The sequence below is a fragment of the Pseudoxanthomonas spadix BD-a59 genome, assembly GCF_000233915.3.
GTDB lineage: Bacteria > Pseudomonadota > Gammaproteobacteria > Xanthomonadales > Xanthomonadaceae > Pseudoxanthomonas_A > Pseudoxanthomonas_A spadix.
In genome coordinates this window covers 301,692-318,813 of sequence record NC_016147.2, presented here as the reverse complement: position 1 = coordinate 318,813, position 17,122 = coordinate 301,692, and the positions used below count along the sequence as shown (strand labels likewise).

Below are 17,122 nucleotides of genomic sequence, written 5' to 3'. Positions count from 1 at the left end.
CAGACGCATTATTAACTAATTGAACCGCGATGAGAATATAGCGAATTCTGAAGTCGGCCCAAGAATCAATGCATCAACCTGGTTCGAACTGCAACTCCCTCCGCGCATGCGCAGATTATGGGTGAACCCCGAATTGGCATCCCCAATGCCGAGCGACTTTGCCACATCGGGCCTGGCACTGTCGCGGGGAGCAACCCCGAGATAATTTCCACAATGGAAGATCAGCACGTTTATCCGCCTGCTGGCTGAGTCGGCGGCCCATCCGTGTACTCGGACTTCCTCCGGCAACCGGTAGACGCCGTCAAAGTGACCTTCCAGCTTGGAATCGTAATGCAAGCCCGAGCTCTCTGCGGCGAGACGCAGATTCATCTGGGCGCCCCCGGCAGCAAGCGAAGACTCCAGCTGCCTTCCGATCGGATCGATGCCTCTGGCGATCCAAACATTCTTGAACGAGTGGTAATAGGTCACCGAACTGAATGAGAATATCGTAATCAGGAAGATCCCGCAGATCAGATTCGTGACGCGCTTGGACGATCCGTCCAGGCGACGCTTGAGCCCTCTGTAAAGCGATATATCCAACTTTCCGACAAAAACAGCGACTACGATGGGCGCGCCAACCGCAGCGAACCACAACTGCATACTTGCCACACTCGCCGGCATGAGTTTACAGAGAGCGATGATTACCGGCACGTGACATAAGTAAAGGGCGTAACTCCAGTCCCCGAGTGCCAACAGCGAGGGATTGGGCTCTTTGGACTGCCTTGTGGGTCGCACGGCCCACGCCACAAGCAACGTGCAGCCTACCGCCGAGAAGCCATAGAACATCCCACGGCTGATCGTCACCATCGATTCCGCCGAAACCAGGAAACCGAAAGCAATCAAGGGCGTCGCGGACCCAACCATTTTGTGACTCACCAGGAACGGCACCAGCAGCCCCATGGTAAACGGCAGACTGAACGCAGACAGCGGCAGGTGCAGCAGACCCGGGAATTGGCCTTGCTGCAAATCCGGCCTGATCACCAGGAACAATTGGATCAGCAGAACCCAGATCACCGCAATGATCGGGATGTACCGCACCAAGCCAGCAACCATTATCAGGAAGATAATCAGGTAGAACGCTAGCTCGAATGGAAGAGTCCATTCTACGCCGAGCGTGTAGGCCTGGGTCAGCCCGGGCACCAATAGCAACGAGCCCGTATTGGGCCAAGTATATGCTCCGAACGGAATCCCCAAAAACACCACCGTCAGGACGCATATCCAGTAAATCGGGTAGATACGCACGATGCGATGCACGAGGAAACGCATCGGCGGCGTGTTTTGCGCCAGCTGTGCCATCAGGTATCCGGAGATCGCGAAGAACAATCCCACGCCCAATCCACCGGCACGGTCAAAGATTTCCCACATTCTACCGTCGCCACGCAAAACCTTGACGTAGTAGGAGGCGTGGCAAAGTACGACACCGAAAGCCGCTAGGGCTCGAAGGTACTGCAGTGAATAGATGACATTGCCACGCTTGATCTGTTTGCCCTCTTCAGCGGAACGCTCATCAACTACTGCAATCACAGTTCTTCCCCTGACCTAACCCCAATTAGACTTCTCCACGCACGCCCCAAGAGCCAACGGGTGCGGGATACCTGATCGTTCGCGCGGGCAAGTCGACCCTCAAATGCTTCGACCTGCCGCGCCAACGCGTTCCTCTCGGATGTCAACTCCTTGTTCCGCTCTTCAGCGGCGGACAGCTCGATGGCGCTACGCTCCACGTGGGCGGAATAGGCTGCGCTTGCCTCCAGCAACTTTGCGTCCTTTTCCACCAACTGACGTTCCAGCGTACTCATTTCGGATGCCAACTCCTTGTTCCGCTCTTCAGCGGCGGACAGCTCGATGGCGCTACGCTCCACGTGGGCGGAATAGGCTGCGCTTGCCTCCAGCAACTTTGCGTCCTTTTCCACCAACTGACGTTCCAGCGTACTCATTTCGGATGTCAACTCCTTGTTCCGCTCTTCAGCGGCGGACAGCTCGATGGCGCTACGCTCCACGTGGGCGGAATAGGATGCGCTTGCCTCCAGCAACTTTGCGTCCTTTTCCACCAACTGACGTTCCAGCGTACTCATTTCGGATGCCAACTCCTTGTTCCGCTCTTCAGCGGCGGACAGCTCGATGGCGCTACGCTCCACGTGGGCGGAATAGGCTGCGCTTGCCTCCAGCAACTTTGCGTCCTTTTCCACCAACTGACGTTCCAGCGTACTCATTTCGGATGCCAACTCCTTGTTCCGCTCTTCAGCGGCGGACAGCTCGATGGCGCTACGCTCCACGTGGGTGGAATAGGATGCGCTTGCCTCCAGCAACTTTGCGTCCTTTTCCACCAACTGACGTTCCAGCGTACTCATTTCCGCAGCGCGTCTGTCCATCTGCTCTCTCAGATGTTGCACCTCGGCCTGCCGATCCAGAATCTTGGCCTCGAGTTGCACGCCGGCTTCCGCCAGACGGGCATATGCGGCCGCATGCACTTCCTGCTCGTGCAGCAGACGGCCCTCCAGCACCTGCACCTGGGCGCGCAAGTCTGCCTCGATGCGATCCGCCATCTGAAACGCACGGTCGATATATTCACGCTCGTGGTCCAGCGCGCCGCGCAAGGTCGCAAGTTCACGCTGGTCCAGGGCGAGTCCTTGGATCCTGGCGGCTTGTTCCTCCACACGCACATGAAGCCCTGTGATGTCTATCTCCTTCGCATGCAACATGCTGCGGACCTGAGTCAGCTGCGCGCCCGTCTCCGCCTCGCGCTGTTCGATGATTTCCTTGGCGATGACCAGACCATTGATGTGGTCCATGCGCTCCAGCGCGAGTCGCTCCAGCTCATTGCGCTCGGCCACCAGCTCCGCCACCGGCCTGGAAAAAATGGATGCCGCCTCGCGGTAGACTCCGCGCAATTCCTCCAATGCCGACCAACCTAGCTGCCCGGCGGCCACCGAAGACGCACGCGCATGCAACGCCTCCAGCAGTGGCGGCAAGGGCGCCGCCTTGATCGGCACAGGCAGGTGGCCCGCCCCGACCTTGTGGTGATGGTCACTCGGAGTGATGAAAGCATCGATGCTGGCGCTGGCCTGGTCTGCAGCCACGGGCCAATCCAAGCCCAACTCCGAACCGATCCGCTGCACATTGCCGCGCCAGTCGTCCAATAATCCATCATAGGTCACCATGGCGCGCGCGACGCCGGCCGTGGCTTCAAACGCCTCCACAAGATGTTGCGTCCACATCAGGTAGGAATGCGCCAGAGTCCAGCCATCACGCTTTTGCAGTGAGAGCGCGACCTCGCGCGGATCACGCGCCACGACGATCGCCTTGGCCTCTGCCCCCTCCTGCGCCACCACCGAAAGCCACAACGGTGCCAAGCGACAGATCCTTGGATCCTTCACCGCCCATAGCCGATTCGCGCCGAGCTCGGTGCGCACGAGGGCAGCGATCTCTTCGCGCGCCTCCAGCGCGGCAGGATGTTCCATCCAGCCGTCGGGCATCTCTCTTATGTCATGCCAATGGCGATCCAGCGCGGCAAACAGCTTCTCGTTGATAGCCACGGCCTGGTTGTGCTCCCAGAAGCCTTTGCTGTTGTCCTCCGCAGCCTGCAGCAGGTCGTCGCCTAGGGGCACGCCGAGCAAGTTGAGGACCCGAGTGATGGCCGAGGTTCCACTGCGATGCATGCCCAGCACCAGCACTACGGTACCGCGAGAACCGGATGTGTTGGTGTTCAACGCGCGACCCTCGCTTGTTCGAGATCCATCTCGATCTGCACCCCAACGGAAAAGTCGACGAAGCCAGTGGCGATTCGACCTGGATCCGGCGGTATCCGAAACGCGATCACATCGACCAACCGATCTAGGAACAGCTCTTCCTCGCCGACGCGGCCGATCACCCCTGCATTCATGAAGTACATGCCCGGCGCCACCATTGCGCGGAACCTGAAACGCACCGTCGCCTGCCTATCCGACTCCACCAGTGGAAGCGAATCATGCGCGTTGGAAGACACTGCCCCGCCCAGCTCCACGCCGGTGAGTGCCTTGATCAGCATTCCGAAGCGGACCCCGGTGGCGGCTCGCTCGAAGTCCACACGGTACGTGTAGATGTATTCGTTTCCCGGCACCAGCACGTTGACCCGCTGCCCCGCTAGCGTCTCGATGTGCGGGTCGTCGATCACCGCGCCATGGCTCTCGTACCTGATGGCGCTCTGGGAGATCAGACCGGGATCGAAATACGCCTCATCCTTGGCCGCGTCCACGGGCCTCGGCTCGAAGGCGTCCAGGCCTGCGTCCGGTCCTACTTCAGCCTCGCGCGCAGGATCAGCGCCATCATTCGCCTCTTTGCTGTGCAGGACGGCCAGGTAGCCATCGCGCAGCGCCTGTGCTCGATCAGCCGGCGCGTAGAGCAGCTTCTGGTAGCAGGCGACCACCGCCTTCGGCTCGCCAATCGCCAACATATCGCCTCGGTCCAGCAGGATGGCGCGGTTGCAGAGCTCCAGGATAGTGCTGGCCGCATGCGAGACGAAAATAATCGTTGCGCCTTCTTCGCGGATCTTTTCGATGCGCGCGTAGCATTTGCGCTGAAAGGCCTCGTCGCCCACCGACAGCGCCTCGTCGACGATCAGAATGTCGGGCTCTACGTGGATTGCCACAGCGAAGGCAAGCCGCACGAACATGCCGCTTGAATAACTTTTCACAGGCTGCTCGATGAACTCGCCGATGTCGGCGAATTGAACTATCCGCTCGAAGCGCGCGTCGACTTCTTCACGCGACAGCCCGAGCAGTGTGCCGTTCATGTACACATTTTCGCGGCCGGTGAAATCCGGGTTGAAGCCCGCGCCGAGTTCGAGCAACGCGGCGATCCGCCCATGTGTGCGCACGCTGCCAGAACTGGCCGACAGGGTGCCGCAGATGATCTGCAACAGCGTCGATTTCCCGGACCCGTTCCGCCCAATGATCCCGACCGTCTCGCCGCGGAGGACTTGGAACGAGACGCCCTTCAGCGCATGGAATTCGTGGAACCAGCGCTGCTTGCGCGAAGCCGGCGAAAGCATCTGGAAGAATCTGTGGTGCGGCTTGCTGTAGACCGGGAAGACTTTCTCGACGCGCTCAACGTCGATCGAAACATCAGAGCACATCGGCAAACCCCCGGCGCGTAGCCCTGAAGACTCCATAGCCGAGATAGCTCACCAGCAGAGCTACCAATGCGTAGATCGCCAGCCCCTGCCAGTCGGGCATTTTCCCCCACACGGCCACATTGCGCGCCTGGTCGATGATGAAACTCAGCGGGTTGGCCATGAACAGCCAGCGCATGTTGTCGGGAATGGCCGAGACCGGGATGATCGCGGTGGAGGTAAATAGTAGCGCAGTGGAAGCGACCCCGGTGATCTGGGTGATATCCCTGAAATAAACGCCCAGCGCCGCCAGTCCCCATGAAACGCCCAGCCCGAGGATGACCAGCGGCAGCACCGCCAACGGCAGCAGCACGATGGTCCACGGAAGATACTGATCCATGGCCAGAGCCAGCACGGCATATGCGACCACGTTCATTGCCAAGTGAAAGAGCGCTGACGTGACCAGCGGCCAAGGTAGGATTTCCAGCGGAAATACTACCTTCTTCACGTAGCTCGGATTTCCCGCCACCAATTGTGGCGACTGGTTTATGCACTCGGCCAGAAAAGCGTGAATGATGAGGCCCACGAACAGAATCAGGGCGAAACTATGTATTTTCCCGTCTTGAGTCGGCCAGTGGCTGCCGAGGATGCCGCCGAATGCGAGCGTGTATACCGCGAGCATCAGGAATGGACTTATCAACGCCCACAACAGACCGAAGTTCGCACCCCGATACCTGCCTACGATTTCGCGCTTGGTCAGCTCGTGGACCAGGGAGCGATGGCGGGCTAGATCCATGAACGGACCATTCAATTTCAGCATTGACGGAGATTCTCCGTATTAACACGGCGCATTAGAGGAGATCAATCCAAGTCATGAGACAGGGCGAAGGCAAGGTCTGCCTTCAAATCCGACTCTGCCTCCACCCCCACACTCAACCGCACCAGCCCATCGCTGATCCCAAGCCGCGCGCGGCGTTCAGCGGGGATGGAGGCATGGGTCATCAGCGCGGGCACGTTGACCAGGCTTTCCACGCCGCCCAGGGATTCGGCCAGGGTGAACAATTTGATTTCCTCGCAAAAGGTCTTGGCGGCAGCTGCGCCGCCCTTGAGTTCGAAGGAGATGATGCCGCCGAAGCCGGTCATCTGCCTGGCAGCCAGTGCATGCTGCGGGTGCGAGGGCAGGCCGGGGTAGATCACTTTCGACACGGCCGGCTGGGTTTCCAGCCACTGCGCCAGCGCCAGCGCGTTGTCGCAATGGGCCTGCATGCGCAGGTGCAGGGTCTTGAGGCCGCGCAGGGCCAGGAAGCTGTCGAACGGGCCCTGGACGGCCCCTGCGGAGTTCTGCAGGAAGGCGAGCTGTTCGGCCAGGTCGGTGTCCGCGCCGACCACGGCGATGCCGCCGACCATGTCCGAGTGGCCGTTGAGGTACTTGGTGGCCGAATGCACCACGATGTCGGCGCCCAGCGACAGCGGCCGCTGCAGCATCGGCGAGGCGAAGGTGTTGTCCACCACCACCGGCAGGCCGTGCTTGCGCGCGATCGCGGCGATCGCGGCGATGTCCACGATCTTGAGCATCGGGTTGGTCGGGGTCTCGATCCAGACCATTTTCGTCCTGGCCGTGATCGCCGCTTCGAACGCGCCCGGGTCGGTCAGGTCGATGAAGCTGAAATCCAGCCCGGCGCTGCGCCTGCGCACCCGCTCGAACAATCGGTAGCTGCCGCCGTAAAGATCATCCATCGCGATGATGTGATCGCCGCTGTCCAGCAGCTCAAGCACGGTCGCGGTGGCGGCCATGCCTGAGGCAAATGCGAAAGCGCGGCTGCCGCCTTCCAGCGCGGCTACGCAACGCTCGTAGGCAAAACGGGTGGGGTTCTGGGTGCGGCTGTATTCGAAGCCGGTGTGCTCACCGGGACTGCGCTGGGCGTAGGTCGAGGTCGCATAGATGGGCGGCATCACCGCCCCGGTGCTCGGATCGGGGGACTGCCCGCCATGGATGGCGAGCGTCGCCAGCGCCAGGGGACGCGCGCCTTCCTGGCTGCGATTGCTTGGGTCCGACATGACGACTTCCGGGAATGAGGGGGAGGATTCTAGCAGCGGGGTGGCTGAACGGACCTGTGAGGACGGTGATGCCGACTTCGGCCGCGTGGACCTGCATCGGCTCCAGGGACGGTGACCCGCATACGCTGGGCGCACGTCTCCATCCGCTCCAGGAACTGCCCGCGATCCATCACGATCGTCACCCCGCCGCGGTCGAACACCGGCAGCTCCGCATCGATCGGCGACGTCACGTCCACATCAGTCCGGCGCATCGAGGTCATCGTAGTACGCCAGTGCTGGCAGGTTGCGCTGTTGATGGATGATGCGCAGCACGACCAGCGCATTGTCCGCAGTTGAAATGCGCTTGTAGAAAACGACATGCCTGGCGCAGCTGAGCGAGCGCATTCCTTCGGCGAACAGGCTACGGTCGCGCCCAAGCTCGGGAGCTTGATCGATGCGCTCGAAGGCGGCAACGATCTGGCGATAGTCGGCCAACCACTGCGTCCGCCCCCATTGCTTCACCGTGTAGCTGCGAATGTCTTCGAGGTCGGCTCGCACCAGGCGGGAAAGCCGCATGGGTCAGCCTTGGCGCTCGAACGCTTCCGGCTCGAAGGCATATGCATCGAACGGCTCGAAATGCCCTGCTTCGACATCGGCCACGGCGCGCTCCAGGTCGGCTTTTAGCGCATAGAACTGGCGCGCGCCGTCCTTTTCCATCAACAGGCGAAGGCCGGCACGGACGACCTCGCTGAGATTGGCGTAAGCCCCGGACGCGATCTGCCCGCGCACATACTCCTGCATGGGGCCGGTCAGATGAATGTTCGGCATGGGAGACGCCACTGTGTATGCTGGATCGTGGCAGTTTCTGACATACCCGGCACGCATGCAACCCTGGATTCCACTTGGGTCAGGCCGCTTGCTCCATCGGCCCGGGCCCCTTCCCCCGCAAGCGGGAGAAGGCGAAAGGTTCTACTGCACGCGCCGGCGCAGATAGTTCAGCAGGTCGATGCGGGTGATCAGGCCCAGGAACCTGTCGGTCGTCCGATCGGTGACGATGGCCACCTGGCCGCGGTCGAACACCGGCAGCAGCGCCTCGATCGGCGAGGCCACGTCCAGCTGTTCCAGCTTGCTGACCATCGCGGTGGCCACCGGGTCGCCGAAGCGCGCCTCGTCGCCGTACACGTGCAGCAGCACGTCGGACTCGTCGATGATGCCGACCAGCTTCTCGCCATCCATCACCGGCAGCTGCGAGACGTCGTAGAGCTTCATGCGCTGGTAGGCGGTGGTCAGCAGGTCGGTCGGGGACACGACCACCGTGTCCTTCTGGCTGTACGGACGCAGGATCAGGTCGCGCAGGTCGCCGTGCTGCGGGCGTTCGATGAAGCCGTTGTCCAGCATCCAGTAGTCGTTGTACATCTTGGACAGGTACTTGTTGCCGGTGTCGCAGACCAACACCAGCACCTTCTTCGGGGTGGTCTGCTCGCGGCAGTAGCGCAGCGCCGCGGCCAGCAGCGTGCCGGTCGAGGAGCCGCCGAGGATGCCTTCCTTGGCCAGCAGCTCGCGCGCAGTCAAAAAGCTCTCCTTGTCCGGGATCGCATAGGCCTTGCTGACCCGGGAAAAATCCGAGATCGGCGGCAGGAAATCCTCGCCGATGCCTTCCACCAGCCAGCTGCCGGACTTCTGGCTCAGCGTGCCCTGGTTGATGTACTCGGCCAGGATCGAACCGACCGGGTCGGCCAGCACCAGCTCGGTATGCGGCGAGGCGGTGGCGAAGGCGCGCGACAGGCCGGTCATGGTGCCCGAGCTGCCGCAACCGAAGACGATGGCGTCCAGCGGGCCGTCCATCTGCGCCAGGATCTCGGGGCCCGTGCCGAACTCGTGCGCGGCCGGGTTGTCCGGGTTGCCGAACTGGTTGATGAAGTAGGCGTCCGGGGTCTGGCTGGCGATGCGCGCGGCCAGGTCCTGGTAGTACTCGGGGTGGCCCTTGGCCACGTCCGAGCGGGTCAGCAGCACCTCGGCGCCCATCGCCTTGAGGTTGAAGATCTTTTCCCGGCTCATCTTGTCCGGGACCACCAGGATCAGGCGGTAGCCCTTCTGCTGGGCCACCAGCGCCAGCCCCAGGCCGGTGTTGCCGGCGGTGCCTTCCACCAGCGTGTCGCCAGGCTTGATCTGGCCGCGCGCTTCGGCCGCGGTGATCATCGACAGGCCGATGCGGTCCTTGATCGAGCCGCCCGGGTTGGCGCTCTCCAGCTTCAGATACAGCGCGCACGGACCGGTGTCCAGGTGCTGCGCCTTGACGATGGGGGTGCGGCCGATCAGGTCCAGGACCGAGGAATGGATCGCCATGCGGGAGGTCAGCTCGTCGTTCGGGATCGCCGATTATGGCATTGCCGCGCGCGAGACCTGTCCGGCGCGCGGCAGCGGCCCTGCGGACCCGTACACGGCAACGGCGGCCTGTTCGGGCCGCCGCTGGCGATGGCTGCAAGTTGCGCGGGTGCCGGCATCGGACGAGGAAGCGCCGCCACCGGCGACGGTGAACTCAGTGCGGTGCGGCGTCGTACTTGCGCAGCAGGCGCTGTTTGGCCAGGAGCTTCTCGCGTTTCATCTGTCCAAGCCTGGTTTCGTCGATCGGCAGGATGCCCAGCTCGGCATCGGTGACCTTCTTGTCGAGCTTGCGGTGGCGCTCGTAGAGCTGCTTGAACTCGGGGTCGGCCTTGATCATTGCCTCGATTTCGGACTGTGGTTGCCCTTCGAACATGGGAGTCTCCTTCAGTTGAAATGCGAACGCCCCGGCCGCTTCAAAGGCACGGGGCGCGGCGTGGGGAAGCACCGGATAGCGGACCGACGCCCGGCATGGGCGTGCACGGCTGGCGGGGTGGGGGTCGGGTATCGGCTGCATGGGCTCGGCGTCTTCCGTCAGTCCAGGCGGGTGGTGGTGACCGGCCTGGGAATACGACCCTACTCCTGCCCCGGGGGGCCGACAAGGGTTCACGGCGCCATTCGCGCCGCGAACCGACGAGCTGCGCAGCCGGTTTCGGCCGGACCGCGAAGGCGACCACAGAAAACGAATAACTTCCTGATATTTAAATTGAATTTCAGGAAGGCCAGCGTTCTCTTTCGAGCAGGCCTGCCTGCAAACTGGTGACCCGATCTGGAAGCAGCATTGCTCCTTCTCTCCGGCCTGCGGGGCGAGAAGGCACGGTTTGCGCGCCATTGGCGCGCACGGCGCTGGCGCGGGCCTGGGCGCGAACTGGCACGGCGCCATCGGCTCGGAATGTCGAGGGCCATCGACCGCATGTTGCCATCGCTCGGGAGCGACGACGAAAACGCGGGGCTTGCCGTCGGCTTGGGAACGTGCCGCCGTTCATCACCTGGGCTGGCTTCGATGCCCCCTCACCCCGGCCCTCTCCCCCGTGAGCGGGGGAGAGGGGGCAGAGCGCGGACGGCGCCCACGCAGGACAGTCGCCCTGCAGCAGATCTTCGCTCGCCCTAAAGCGTGAAGACCACCGCGGCGGCGCGCTGCGGGGTACCGGTGCCCTTGCCGCCACCATCGACGACCCTGGCCTCGGGGACGCCGGCGGCGATCAGGGCCGAACGCAGTGCGGCCGAGCGGCGGGCGCCCGGGGTCTGCTTGTCGCCGTAGCCCTCCACCCGCAGCCTGGCGCCCGGGGTGGCCTCCAGATAGGCGGCCAGCGCCTTGGCCGCCGACTTGCCGGTCGCCGACAGGGCGGCCTTGTCGGCTTCGAACATGCTGGCCGGCAGCACGAAACGTTCGGAGCCATCGGCATTGAAGCTGGACGGAGGCAGCTTGGCGCCGGAGACCAGCTCGGCTTCCTGGCGGGCCAGCGAAGCGGCCTTGCGGCGTGCGGCGGTGAGCTTGGCCTGCTGGGCGTCGGTCGCGCTGGTCAGCGCCTGCTCGGCCTGCGTGGCGGTCTCGAGTTGGGCCTGCTGGCGCAGGCGCTCGGCTTCTTCGGCCTGGATCTGCTGCTGCACGCGCAGGCGCTCGGCCTCCTGGTGGGCGCGGGCGATCTCGCGGCGGCTGGCTTCCAGCAGCAGCTCGTTGCGGGTGCGCTCCAGCGCATCGGCCTGGCGGTTGAGCTGGGCGGTCTGGGCCGCAAGCTCGGCGATCTCCACCCGACGCTGGGCGATGTACAGCAGCGCATCGCGCTCGCTGCGGCTTGAATCGGCATAGCGGGCGATCGCCTGCACGGCCTGCAGGCGCTCGTAGGCGCCGAGCTCGCGCAGGTCGGGGTCGGCATCCAGCGCGCTCAGGCGCGCATCGAGCTGGGCCACCACCGCATCGTCGGCGGCCAAGGCCGCGCCGGCGACGCCCAGCAGCAGTGCCAGGACCAGGTTCCGGAAAACATTCGCATTCATGGCGTCGCCTCCGGGGAAGCCAGGGGCAGCGGTGGCAGGGCATCCCGAGGTGGCAACGGCGATGGAGCCGGCGGCGGCGCGGCCAGTGCCTGCTGCAAGCGTTCGACTTCGGCCTGGGCCTGGGCGAGCCTGGCCTGGGCGACGGCCTGGTTGCTGCGCGCACGCGCCAGATCGGCGTCGGCCTGCGCCTGCCCGGCCAGCAGTGGCGCCTGCCTGCGGCCACTGCGGGTCTGGGCCAGCGCCTGGGCCTGGGACACCTTGTCGCGCGCGGCGCCGATCAGGTCCCGCGCGTACTGATCGGCATCGGCATCGGTGGCGCGCTGGACCGCAGCCTGGGCCGAGGCCAGTTCGGCCAGCGCCGCGTCCTGCGCGTGGGCCGGCGGCACCGCCACCAGGGCTAGAGCGGCCGCACACAGCAGCACCGGGATTTGTGCGAAGCTACCAATCATCATTTGAGGCACGCGGTTTTCAGGGGGAATCCGCGGCCATTGTCGTCAGGCCCGCGGCGCACTTGCAATGCGCGCGGAGGCACCAGCCAGCAGGGGCTCATCATGGACATCGGCTATTTCCTCAAGCTGATGACGGAAAAGAACGCGTCGGACATGTTCCTGACCACCGGCGCGCCCGTCTACATCAAGATCGAAGGCAAGCTCTATCCCCTGGGCAACACCGGCCTGCCACCGGGCATGGTCAAGAAGATCGCCTACTCGCTGATGGACGAGGGCCAGGTGCCGCAGTTCGAGCGCGACCTGGAACTGAACATGGCCGTGGCCCTGGCCGAGGCCGGACGTTTCCGGGTGAATGTGTTCAAGCAGCGCGGCGAGGTGGGCATGGTCATCCGTGCCATCCGCAGCAAGATCCCCTCGATCGAGGAACTGCGGCTGCCACAGGTGCTCAAGGACATCATCATGACCCCGCGCGGGCTGGTCCTGCTGGTCGGCTCGACCGGCTCGGGCAAGTCCACCTCGCTGGCCTCGATGATCGACTTCCGCAACGCGAGCACCACCGGCCACATCCTCACCATCGAGGACCCGATCGAATACCTGCACAAGCACAAGCAGTCGATCGTCAACCAGCGCGAGGTCGGCCTGGATACCCACGCCTTCCACAACGCGCTGAAGAACGCGATGCGCGAAGCGCCGGACGTGATCCTGATCGGCGAAATCCTGGACGCCACCACGATGGAGGCGGCCATCGCCTTTGCCGAGACCGGCCACCTGTGCCTGGCCACGCTGCACTCCAACAACGCCGACCAGACCATCGAGCGGATCCTCAACTTCTTCCCCGAGACCGCGCACAAGAATGTACTGATGAACCTGGCGCTGAACCTGCGCGCGGTGGTCTCCCAGCGCCTGGTCAAGGGCGTCGATGGCCGCCGCCTCCCGGCCGCCGAAGTGCTGATCAACACCCCGGTGATCCGTGACCTGCTGCGTCGTGGCCAGGTCCACGAGATCAAGCAGGCGATGGAAGAATCGCTGGAAGAAGGCATGGAATCCTTCGACCAGTGCCTGTTCCGCATGGTCAAGGAAGGCAAGATCGTGCAGGAGGAAGCGCTGCGCGCAGCCGACTCGCGCGACGGCCTGGCACTCAAGTTCCGCCTGTCCGAGGGCGCCAGCGGCGAACACGATCCCTACGCGGACCTGTACGAAAGCGGTTCGCCGGCGACCATCACCCACGGCTTCGGCTGAACGCGCGCGGCCTGCGCGAGGTCAGGCGCTGGCGGCCTGCGCCTGCGGAGCGTCGGGCTGCTGCTCGGGGCTGGCCTGGCCGAACGCCGGCAGCGCCATGCACGCCTGCTCGATCCGGGTGATGGTCGGCCAGGCGGACATGTCCAGGCCAAACCGGCGCGCGCTGTAGACCTGCGGGACCAGGCAGCAGTCGGCCATGCCCGGCGCCTCGCCATGGCAATAGGTGCCGGTGGCCAGGTCGTCGGCCAGCAGGGTTTCCAGGGCCTGGAAGCCCTCGGCGATCCAGTGCCGCATCCAGGCATCGCGCTCGACCGGCGGCACCCCCCATTCCTCTTCGAAATACCGACGCACGCGCAGGTTGTCGAGCGGATGGATGTCGGCAGCCACCAGCTGCGACAGCGCGCGCACCCGAGCACGGTCGCGCGCGGTGGCCGGCAGCAGCGGGCGTTCGGGCCAGCTTTCGTCCAGGTATTCCAGGATCGACAGCGACTGGCGCATCACCCGCCCGCCGTGCATCAGCGTGGGCACCATGCGCTGCGGATTGAGCCTGGCGTACTCGGGCTGGTGCTGCTGGCCGCCGTCGCGCACCAGGTGCATCGGGATCAGCTCGTAGCGCAGCCCTTTCAGGTTGAGGCCGATCCGGACCCGGTAGGCGGCGCTGGAACGCCAGTAGGAATACAGCCGCAAGAGCTCGGCCACGCGCAGACACCCTCGATTCGATCGGAGGCCTCGCGGTGGCGATGCCCGGTGACCCATTGTGGGACTTGAATGCGCTACGGCAAAGGCTGGCGTTCGATGCGCTGTTCGATCGCCCCGAAAACCGGGCTTCCATCGCGCGCACGCATCTCGATACGCACGGTGTCGCCAAAGCACAGGAATGGCGTCGCAGGCTGCCCGTCGCGCAGGGTTTCCACGGTGCGCTGCTCGGCCAGGCATGAAGCGCCCTTGCCGGTGTCGTGGTTGGCAATCGTGCCCGAACCCACCAGCGTGCCGGCCACCAGCGGCCGGGTGCGCGCGGCGTGGGCGATGAGCTGGGCGAAATCGAACTGCATGTCCACCCCGGCCTCGGGCGCGCCAAACCAGGCGCCGTTGATGTGCGTCTGCATCGCCAGGTGCAGCTTGTGACCGGCCCAGGCCTCGCCCAGCTCGTCGGGGGTCACCAGCACCGGCGACAGCGCCGAGCGCGGCTTGGCCTGGAGGAAGCCGAAGCCCTTGGCCAGCTCGCCGGGGATCAGATTGCGCAGGGACACGTCGTTGACCAGCCCGACCAGCAGGATGTGCGCGCTGGCCTGGGCCGCATCGACTGCCATGGGCACATCGCCGGTGACCACCACGACTTCGGCCTCAAGGTCGATGCCGTCCTCCTCGCTGACCACGCGGATCGGCTCGCGCGGGCCCAGGAAGCCGCCACTGGTGGCCTGGTACATCAGCGGATCGGTGTAAAAGCTCTCCGGCACCTGCGCCCCACGCGCCTGGCGCACGCGTTCGACATGCGCCAGGTAGGCGCTGCCGTCGACGAATTCATAGGCACGTGGCAGGGGTGCGGCCAGCGCGTTGAAGTCCAGGTCGAATTCGCCATCGGCCTGGCCGGCGTCCAGCGCGGCCGAAAGCGCCTGCAGGCGCGGGGCCAGGCGCGCCCAGTCGTCCAGCGCCCGCTGCAGGGTCGGGGCGATGCCGCTGGCGCGCACGGCGCGGGTCAGGTCGCGCGAAACCACGACCAGCGTGCCGTCGCGGCCGCCTTCCTTCAGGGAACCCAGTTTCATCTGCCGTCCTCCGCGCCCTTGGGCAAATCGTTTCGATTGTAACGAAACCGGCGGAAGACGCTCAGTCCTCGCCCTGGAAGGCGCCGGCGCGGTAGGTCAGTACCAGCGTGTCGCGATGCCCCGCCTCGGCCAGCGGCTGGATCGGGGTGGATTCGTGGATCACGCGGGCATCGTCCAGCAGCAGCGCCGACCATGGCTGGCCCAGGGTGAAGCGCTGGCCCTGGGTGCCATCGGCCTCGAACACGCGGGTCTCACCGCCCTTGACGTCGACCCGGTCGACCAGCAGCACCACCACGAAATCCACACCGTCCCGGTGCGCCCCTTCCGGCGTCGGCCGACCGATGCCGTCGGTGGTGTCGATCCGGAACTGGTGTGCTTCCACATACCAGCGCGACTGCCCACGCAGCTGCGTCAGCAGCTTGCCGAAGCCCCGGATCAGGCCTGCCCAGGCCGGCTGCGCCAGCGTGGCATCGGCCACCGGCTCGAACCAGCGGTGCATGCCGCCGTGCAGGGCGTTGTAATCCTGCGACTGCCAGTGCGCGCGGTGCGGCGCCTGCACCAGCGCATCGGCATCCTGCACGAAGCAGGCGTGGCGACGACGACGATAGCGCCCGCCATCGCGCAGATAGGTGTCCAGCGCCAGGTCGTCCCAGCCCGGTGCCAGTGCCGCCAGCTGCGCGGCATCGCAACTGGCAAGGCCACACACCGCATCGCGATCGAGCACCGCATAGCCCTGCAGGCGCATGCGCCCGATGACCTCCGTGGCCGGCGTCAGGGGAGGAGGCGGGGAACCACTCATGGCAGGGCCGTACCGGTCGAAAATCGGCGGCGCAGGCGGCCGCGGAAGCGTCGCGATTCTACACCGCCGGTGCGGTTGGCCCGGGCCACGCGTGCCTGCACGCAGGCACGCCACGCTGGCGCGCGCAAGATGCGCCGCGCCCACTTCGGCACCAGAGCAAACGCAAAAAAAAGACCCGCCGAAGCGAGTCTTTTCCTTTGTATCTGGCAGCCCCGGAAGGATTCGAACCTCCGAATGCCTGAGTCAGAGTCAGGTGCCTTACCGCTTGGCGACGGGGCTGTGGAAAACCCGAGCGGCGATTGTAGCGCCGCCGCTTGAAAAGCAGAAGCCGATCAGCGCTTGGAGAACTGGGTCGCGCGACGTGCCTTGTGCAGGCCGACCTTCTTGCGCTCGACTTCGCGCGCGTCGCGGGTCATGAAGCCGGCCTTGCGCAGCTCGGTCTTGAGGGTCTGGTCGTACTCGACCAGCGCGCGGGCAATGCCCAGGCGGATCGCGCCAGCCTGGCCGGTGGTGCCACCGCCGGCGGCGGTCACCAGGATGTCGAAGCTCTCGGTGTTGTTGGTCAGCTCCAGCGGCTGGCGCACGATCATGCGCGCGGTCTCACGGCCGAAGAACTCGTCCAGCGGACGGTCGTTGACGGTGATCTTGCCGGTGCCCTTGCGCAGGAACACGCGGGCGGTGGAGGACTTGCGACGGCCAGTGCCGTAGTTCTGAGTGATAGGCATGTTTAGATATCCAGGACCTGCGGCTGCTGCGCGGCGTGCGGATGGTTGGAACCGGCGTAGACCTTGAGCTTGCGGTACATGGCGCGGCCCAGCGGGCCCTTCGGCAGCATGCCCTTGACGGCGGTCTCGATCACCCGTTCCGGGTGACGCTCCAGCGCTTGCTGCAGGGTCTCGGTCTTCAGGTTACCGATGTAACCGGTAAAGCGGTGATATTTCTTGTCGGTGAGCTTCTTGCCGGTCACCGTGATCTTCTCGGCGTTGATGACGACCAGATAGTCGCCGGTATCAACGTGCGGGGTATAAACCGGCTTGTGCTTGCCACGCAGACGGCGGGCCAGCTCGGTGGACAGACGACCCAGGGTCTTGCCCGAGGCGTCGACGAGGAACCAGTCGCGCTGGACGGTCTCGTTCTTTGCGGTGAACGTGCTCATGAAAGAAGCTCTTGTGTCTGGTCGGGCGGATTGCGCCCAGGGCCTTGCCCCGTGCGGAACTTTGCCACGCGTTGTGAAGGGTGAAACGCGAAGAGGCGGGATTGTACGGGGCTGCCCGGCTGCTTGCAAGACTGACTGTCGGAGTCGGGACAGGGCATCCGGGCTTGGCATCCCGGT

At 64.6% G+C, this 17,122-nt stretch carries 17 protein-coding genes and 1 tRNA gene; 1 reads left to right on the top strand and 17 read right to left on the bottom strand.

The window, feature by feature from the left end; all coding sequences use genetic code 11:
- Positions 1-15: 15 nt before the first annotated feature.
- The 11 genes from DSC_RS01385 to DSC_RS01335 all read right to left on the bottom strand — a co-directional run bounded on the left by DSC_RS01385 (position 16) and on the right by DSC_RS01335 (position 11,988).
- Entirely contained in the window at positions 16-1,563 is a 1,548-nt protein-coding gene (locus DSC_RS01385) for an acyltransferase family protein (RefSeq protein ID WP_083833428.1), read from the bottom strand.
- Positions 1,560-3,746, bottom strand: a complete 2,187-nt coding sequence (locus DSC_RS01380) for a sulfotransferase (RefSeq protein ID WP_148268069.1) — start codon at positions 3,744-3,746, stop codon at positions 1,560-1,562. Before DSC_RS01380 ends, DSC_RS01385 begins: the two co-directional genes overlap by 4 nt.
- Positions 3,743-5,149: an ABC transporter ATP-binding protein gene (locus DSC_RS01375; RefSeq protein ID WP_014159317.1), complete on the bottom strand. Its 1,407-nt coding sequence runs from the start codon at positions 5,147-5,149 to the stop codon at positions 3,743-3,745. Before DSC_RS01375 ends, DSC_RS01380 begins: the two co-directional genes overlap by 4 nt.
- Complete coding sequence (locus DSC_RS01370) at positions 5,139-5,945, bottom strand: ABC transporter permease (protein WP_014159316.1); 807 nt, start codon at positions 5,943-5,945, stop codon at positions 5,139-5,141. Before DSC_RS01370 ends, DSC_RS01375 begins: the two co-directional genes overlap by 11 nt.
- A gap of 41 nt (positions 5,946-5,986) precedes the next feature.
- Complete coding sequence (locus DSC_RS01365) at positions 5,987-7,183, bottom strand: cystathionine gamma-synthase (RefSeq protein ID WP_014159315.1); 1,197 nt, start codon at positions 7,181-7,183, stop codon at positions 5,987-5,989.
- A 237-nt stretch (positions 7,184-7,420) separates the two neighbouring features.
- On the bottom strand, positions 7,421-7,738 hold the full coding sequence (locus DSC_RS01360; RefSeq protein ID WP_014159314.1) for a type II toxin-antitoxin system RelE/ParE family toxin: 318 nt from the start codon (positions 7,736-7,738) through the stop codon (positions 7,421-7,423).
- Positions 7,739-7,741: 3 nt separating this feature from the next.
- Positions 7,742-7,990 carry a type II toxin-antitoxin system ParD family antitoxin gene (locus tag DSC_RS01355; RefSeq protein ID WP_043290304.1) on the bottom strand — a complete coding sequence of 83 codons (249 nt, stop codon included), beginning with the start codon at positions 7,988-7,990 and terminating at the stop codon, positions 7,742-7,744.
- 141 nt (positions 7,991-8,131) lie between these two features.
- Complete coding sequence (locus tag DSC_RS01350) at positions 8,132-9,508, bottom strand: pyridoxal-phosphate dependent enzyme (protein WP_014159312.1); 1,377 nt, start codon at positions 9,506-9,508, stop codon at positions 8,132-8,134.
- A 193-nt stretch (positions 9,509-9,701) separates the two neighbouring features.
- Positions 9,702-9,920, bottom strand: coding sequence for an HP1242/YdcH family protein (locus DSC_RS01345; protein ID WP_014159311.1), 219 nt, complete (start codon positions 9,918-9,920; stop codon positions 9,702-9,704).
- 731 nt (positions 9,921-10,651) lie between these two features.
- Positions 10,652-11,539: an OmpA family protein gene (locus tag DSC_RS01340; protein ID WP_014159310.1), complete on the bottom strand. Its 888-nt coding sequence runs from the start codon at positions 11,537-11,539 to the stop codon at positions 10,652-10,654.
- Complete coding sequence (locus tag DSC_RS01335) at positions 11,536-11,988, bottom strand: DUF4398 domain-containing protein (RefSeq protein ID WP_083833586.1); 453 nt, start codon at positions 11,986-11,988, stop codon at positions 11,536-11,538. Before DSC_RS01335 ends, DSC_RS01340 begins: the two co-directional genes overlap by 4 nt.
- Positions 11,989-12,090: 102 nt before the next feature.
- On the opposite strand from DSC_RS01335, the gene DSC_RS01330 reads away from it, so the two are divergent.
- Positions 12,091-13,227 carry a PilT/PilU family type 4a pilus ATPase gene (locus DSC_RS01330; RefSeq protein ID WP_014159308.1) on the top strand — a complete coding sequence of 379 codons (1,137 nt, stop codon included), beginning with the start codon at positions 12,091-12,093 and terminating at the stop codon, positions 13,225-13,227.
- Positions 13,228-13,248: 21 nt separating this feature from the next.
- Here DSC_RS01330 and maiA read toward each other — a convergent pair whose 3' ends face one another.
- The 6 genes from maiA to rplM form a co-directional block, all read right to left on the bottom strand.
- Positions 13,249-13,926, bottom strand: a complete 678-nt coding sequence (gene maiA / locus DSC_RS01325; protein ID WP_014159307.1) for a maleylacetoacetate isomerase — start codon at positions 13,924-13,926, stop codon at positions 13,249-13,251.
- Between the two features lie 74 nt (positions 13,927-14,000).
- Entirely contained in the window at positions 14,001-14,990 is a 990-nt protein-coding gene (locus tag DSC_RS01320; protein ID WP_014159306.1) for a fumarylacetoacetate hydrolase family protein, read from the bottom strand.
- A 61-nt stretch (positions 14,991-15,051) separates the two neighbouring features.
- Positions 15,052-15,789, bottom strand: a complete 738-nt coding sequence (locus DSC_RS01315) for a 2OG-Fe dioxygenase family protein (protein WP_043290301.1) — start codon at positions 15,787-15,789, stop codon at positions 15,052-15,054.
- 204 nt (positions 15,790-15,993) lie between these two features.
- A tRNA-Gln gene (locus DSC_RS01310) sits at positions 15,994-16,068 on the bottom strand.
- A gap of 53 nt (positions 16,069-16,121) precedes the next feature.
- A complete protein-coding gene (rpsI, locus tag DSC_RS01305; RefSeq protein ID WP_014159304.1) occupies positions 16,122-16,514 on the bottom strand; it encodes a 30S ribosomal protein S9 in 393 nt (130 codons plus the stop codon).
- Between the two features lie 2 nt (positions 16,515-16,516).
- Positions 16,517-16,945 carry a 50S ribosomal protein L13 gene (gene rplM, locus DSC_RS01300; protein ID WP_014159303.1) on the bottom strand — a complete coding sequence of 143 codons (429 nt, stop codon included), beginning with the start codon at positions 16,943-16,945 and terminating at the stop codon, positions 16,517-16,519.
- Positions 16,946-17,122 lie beyond the last annotated feature (177 nt).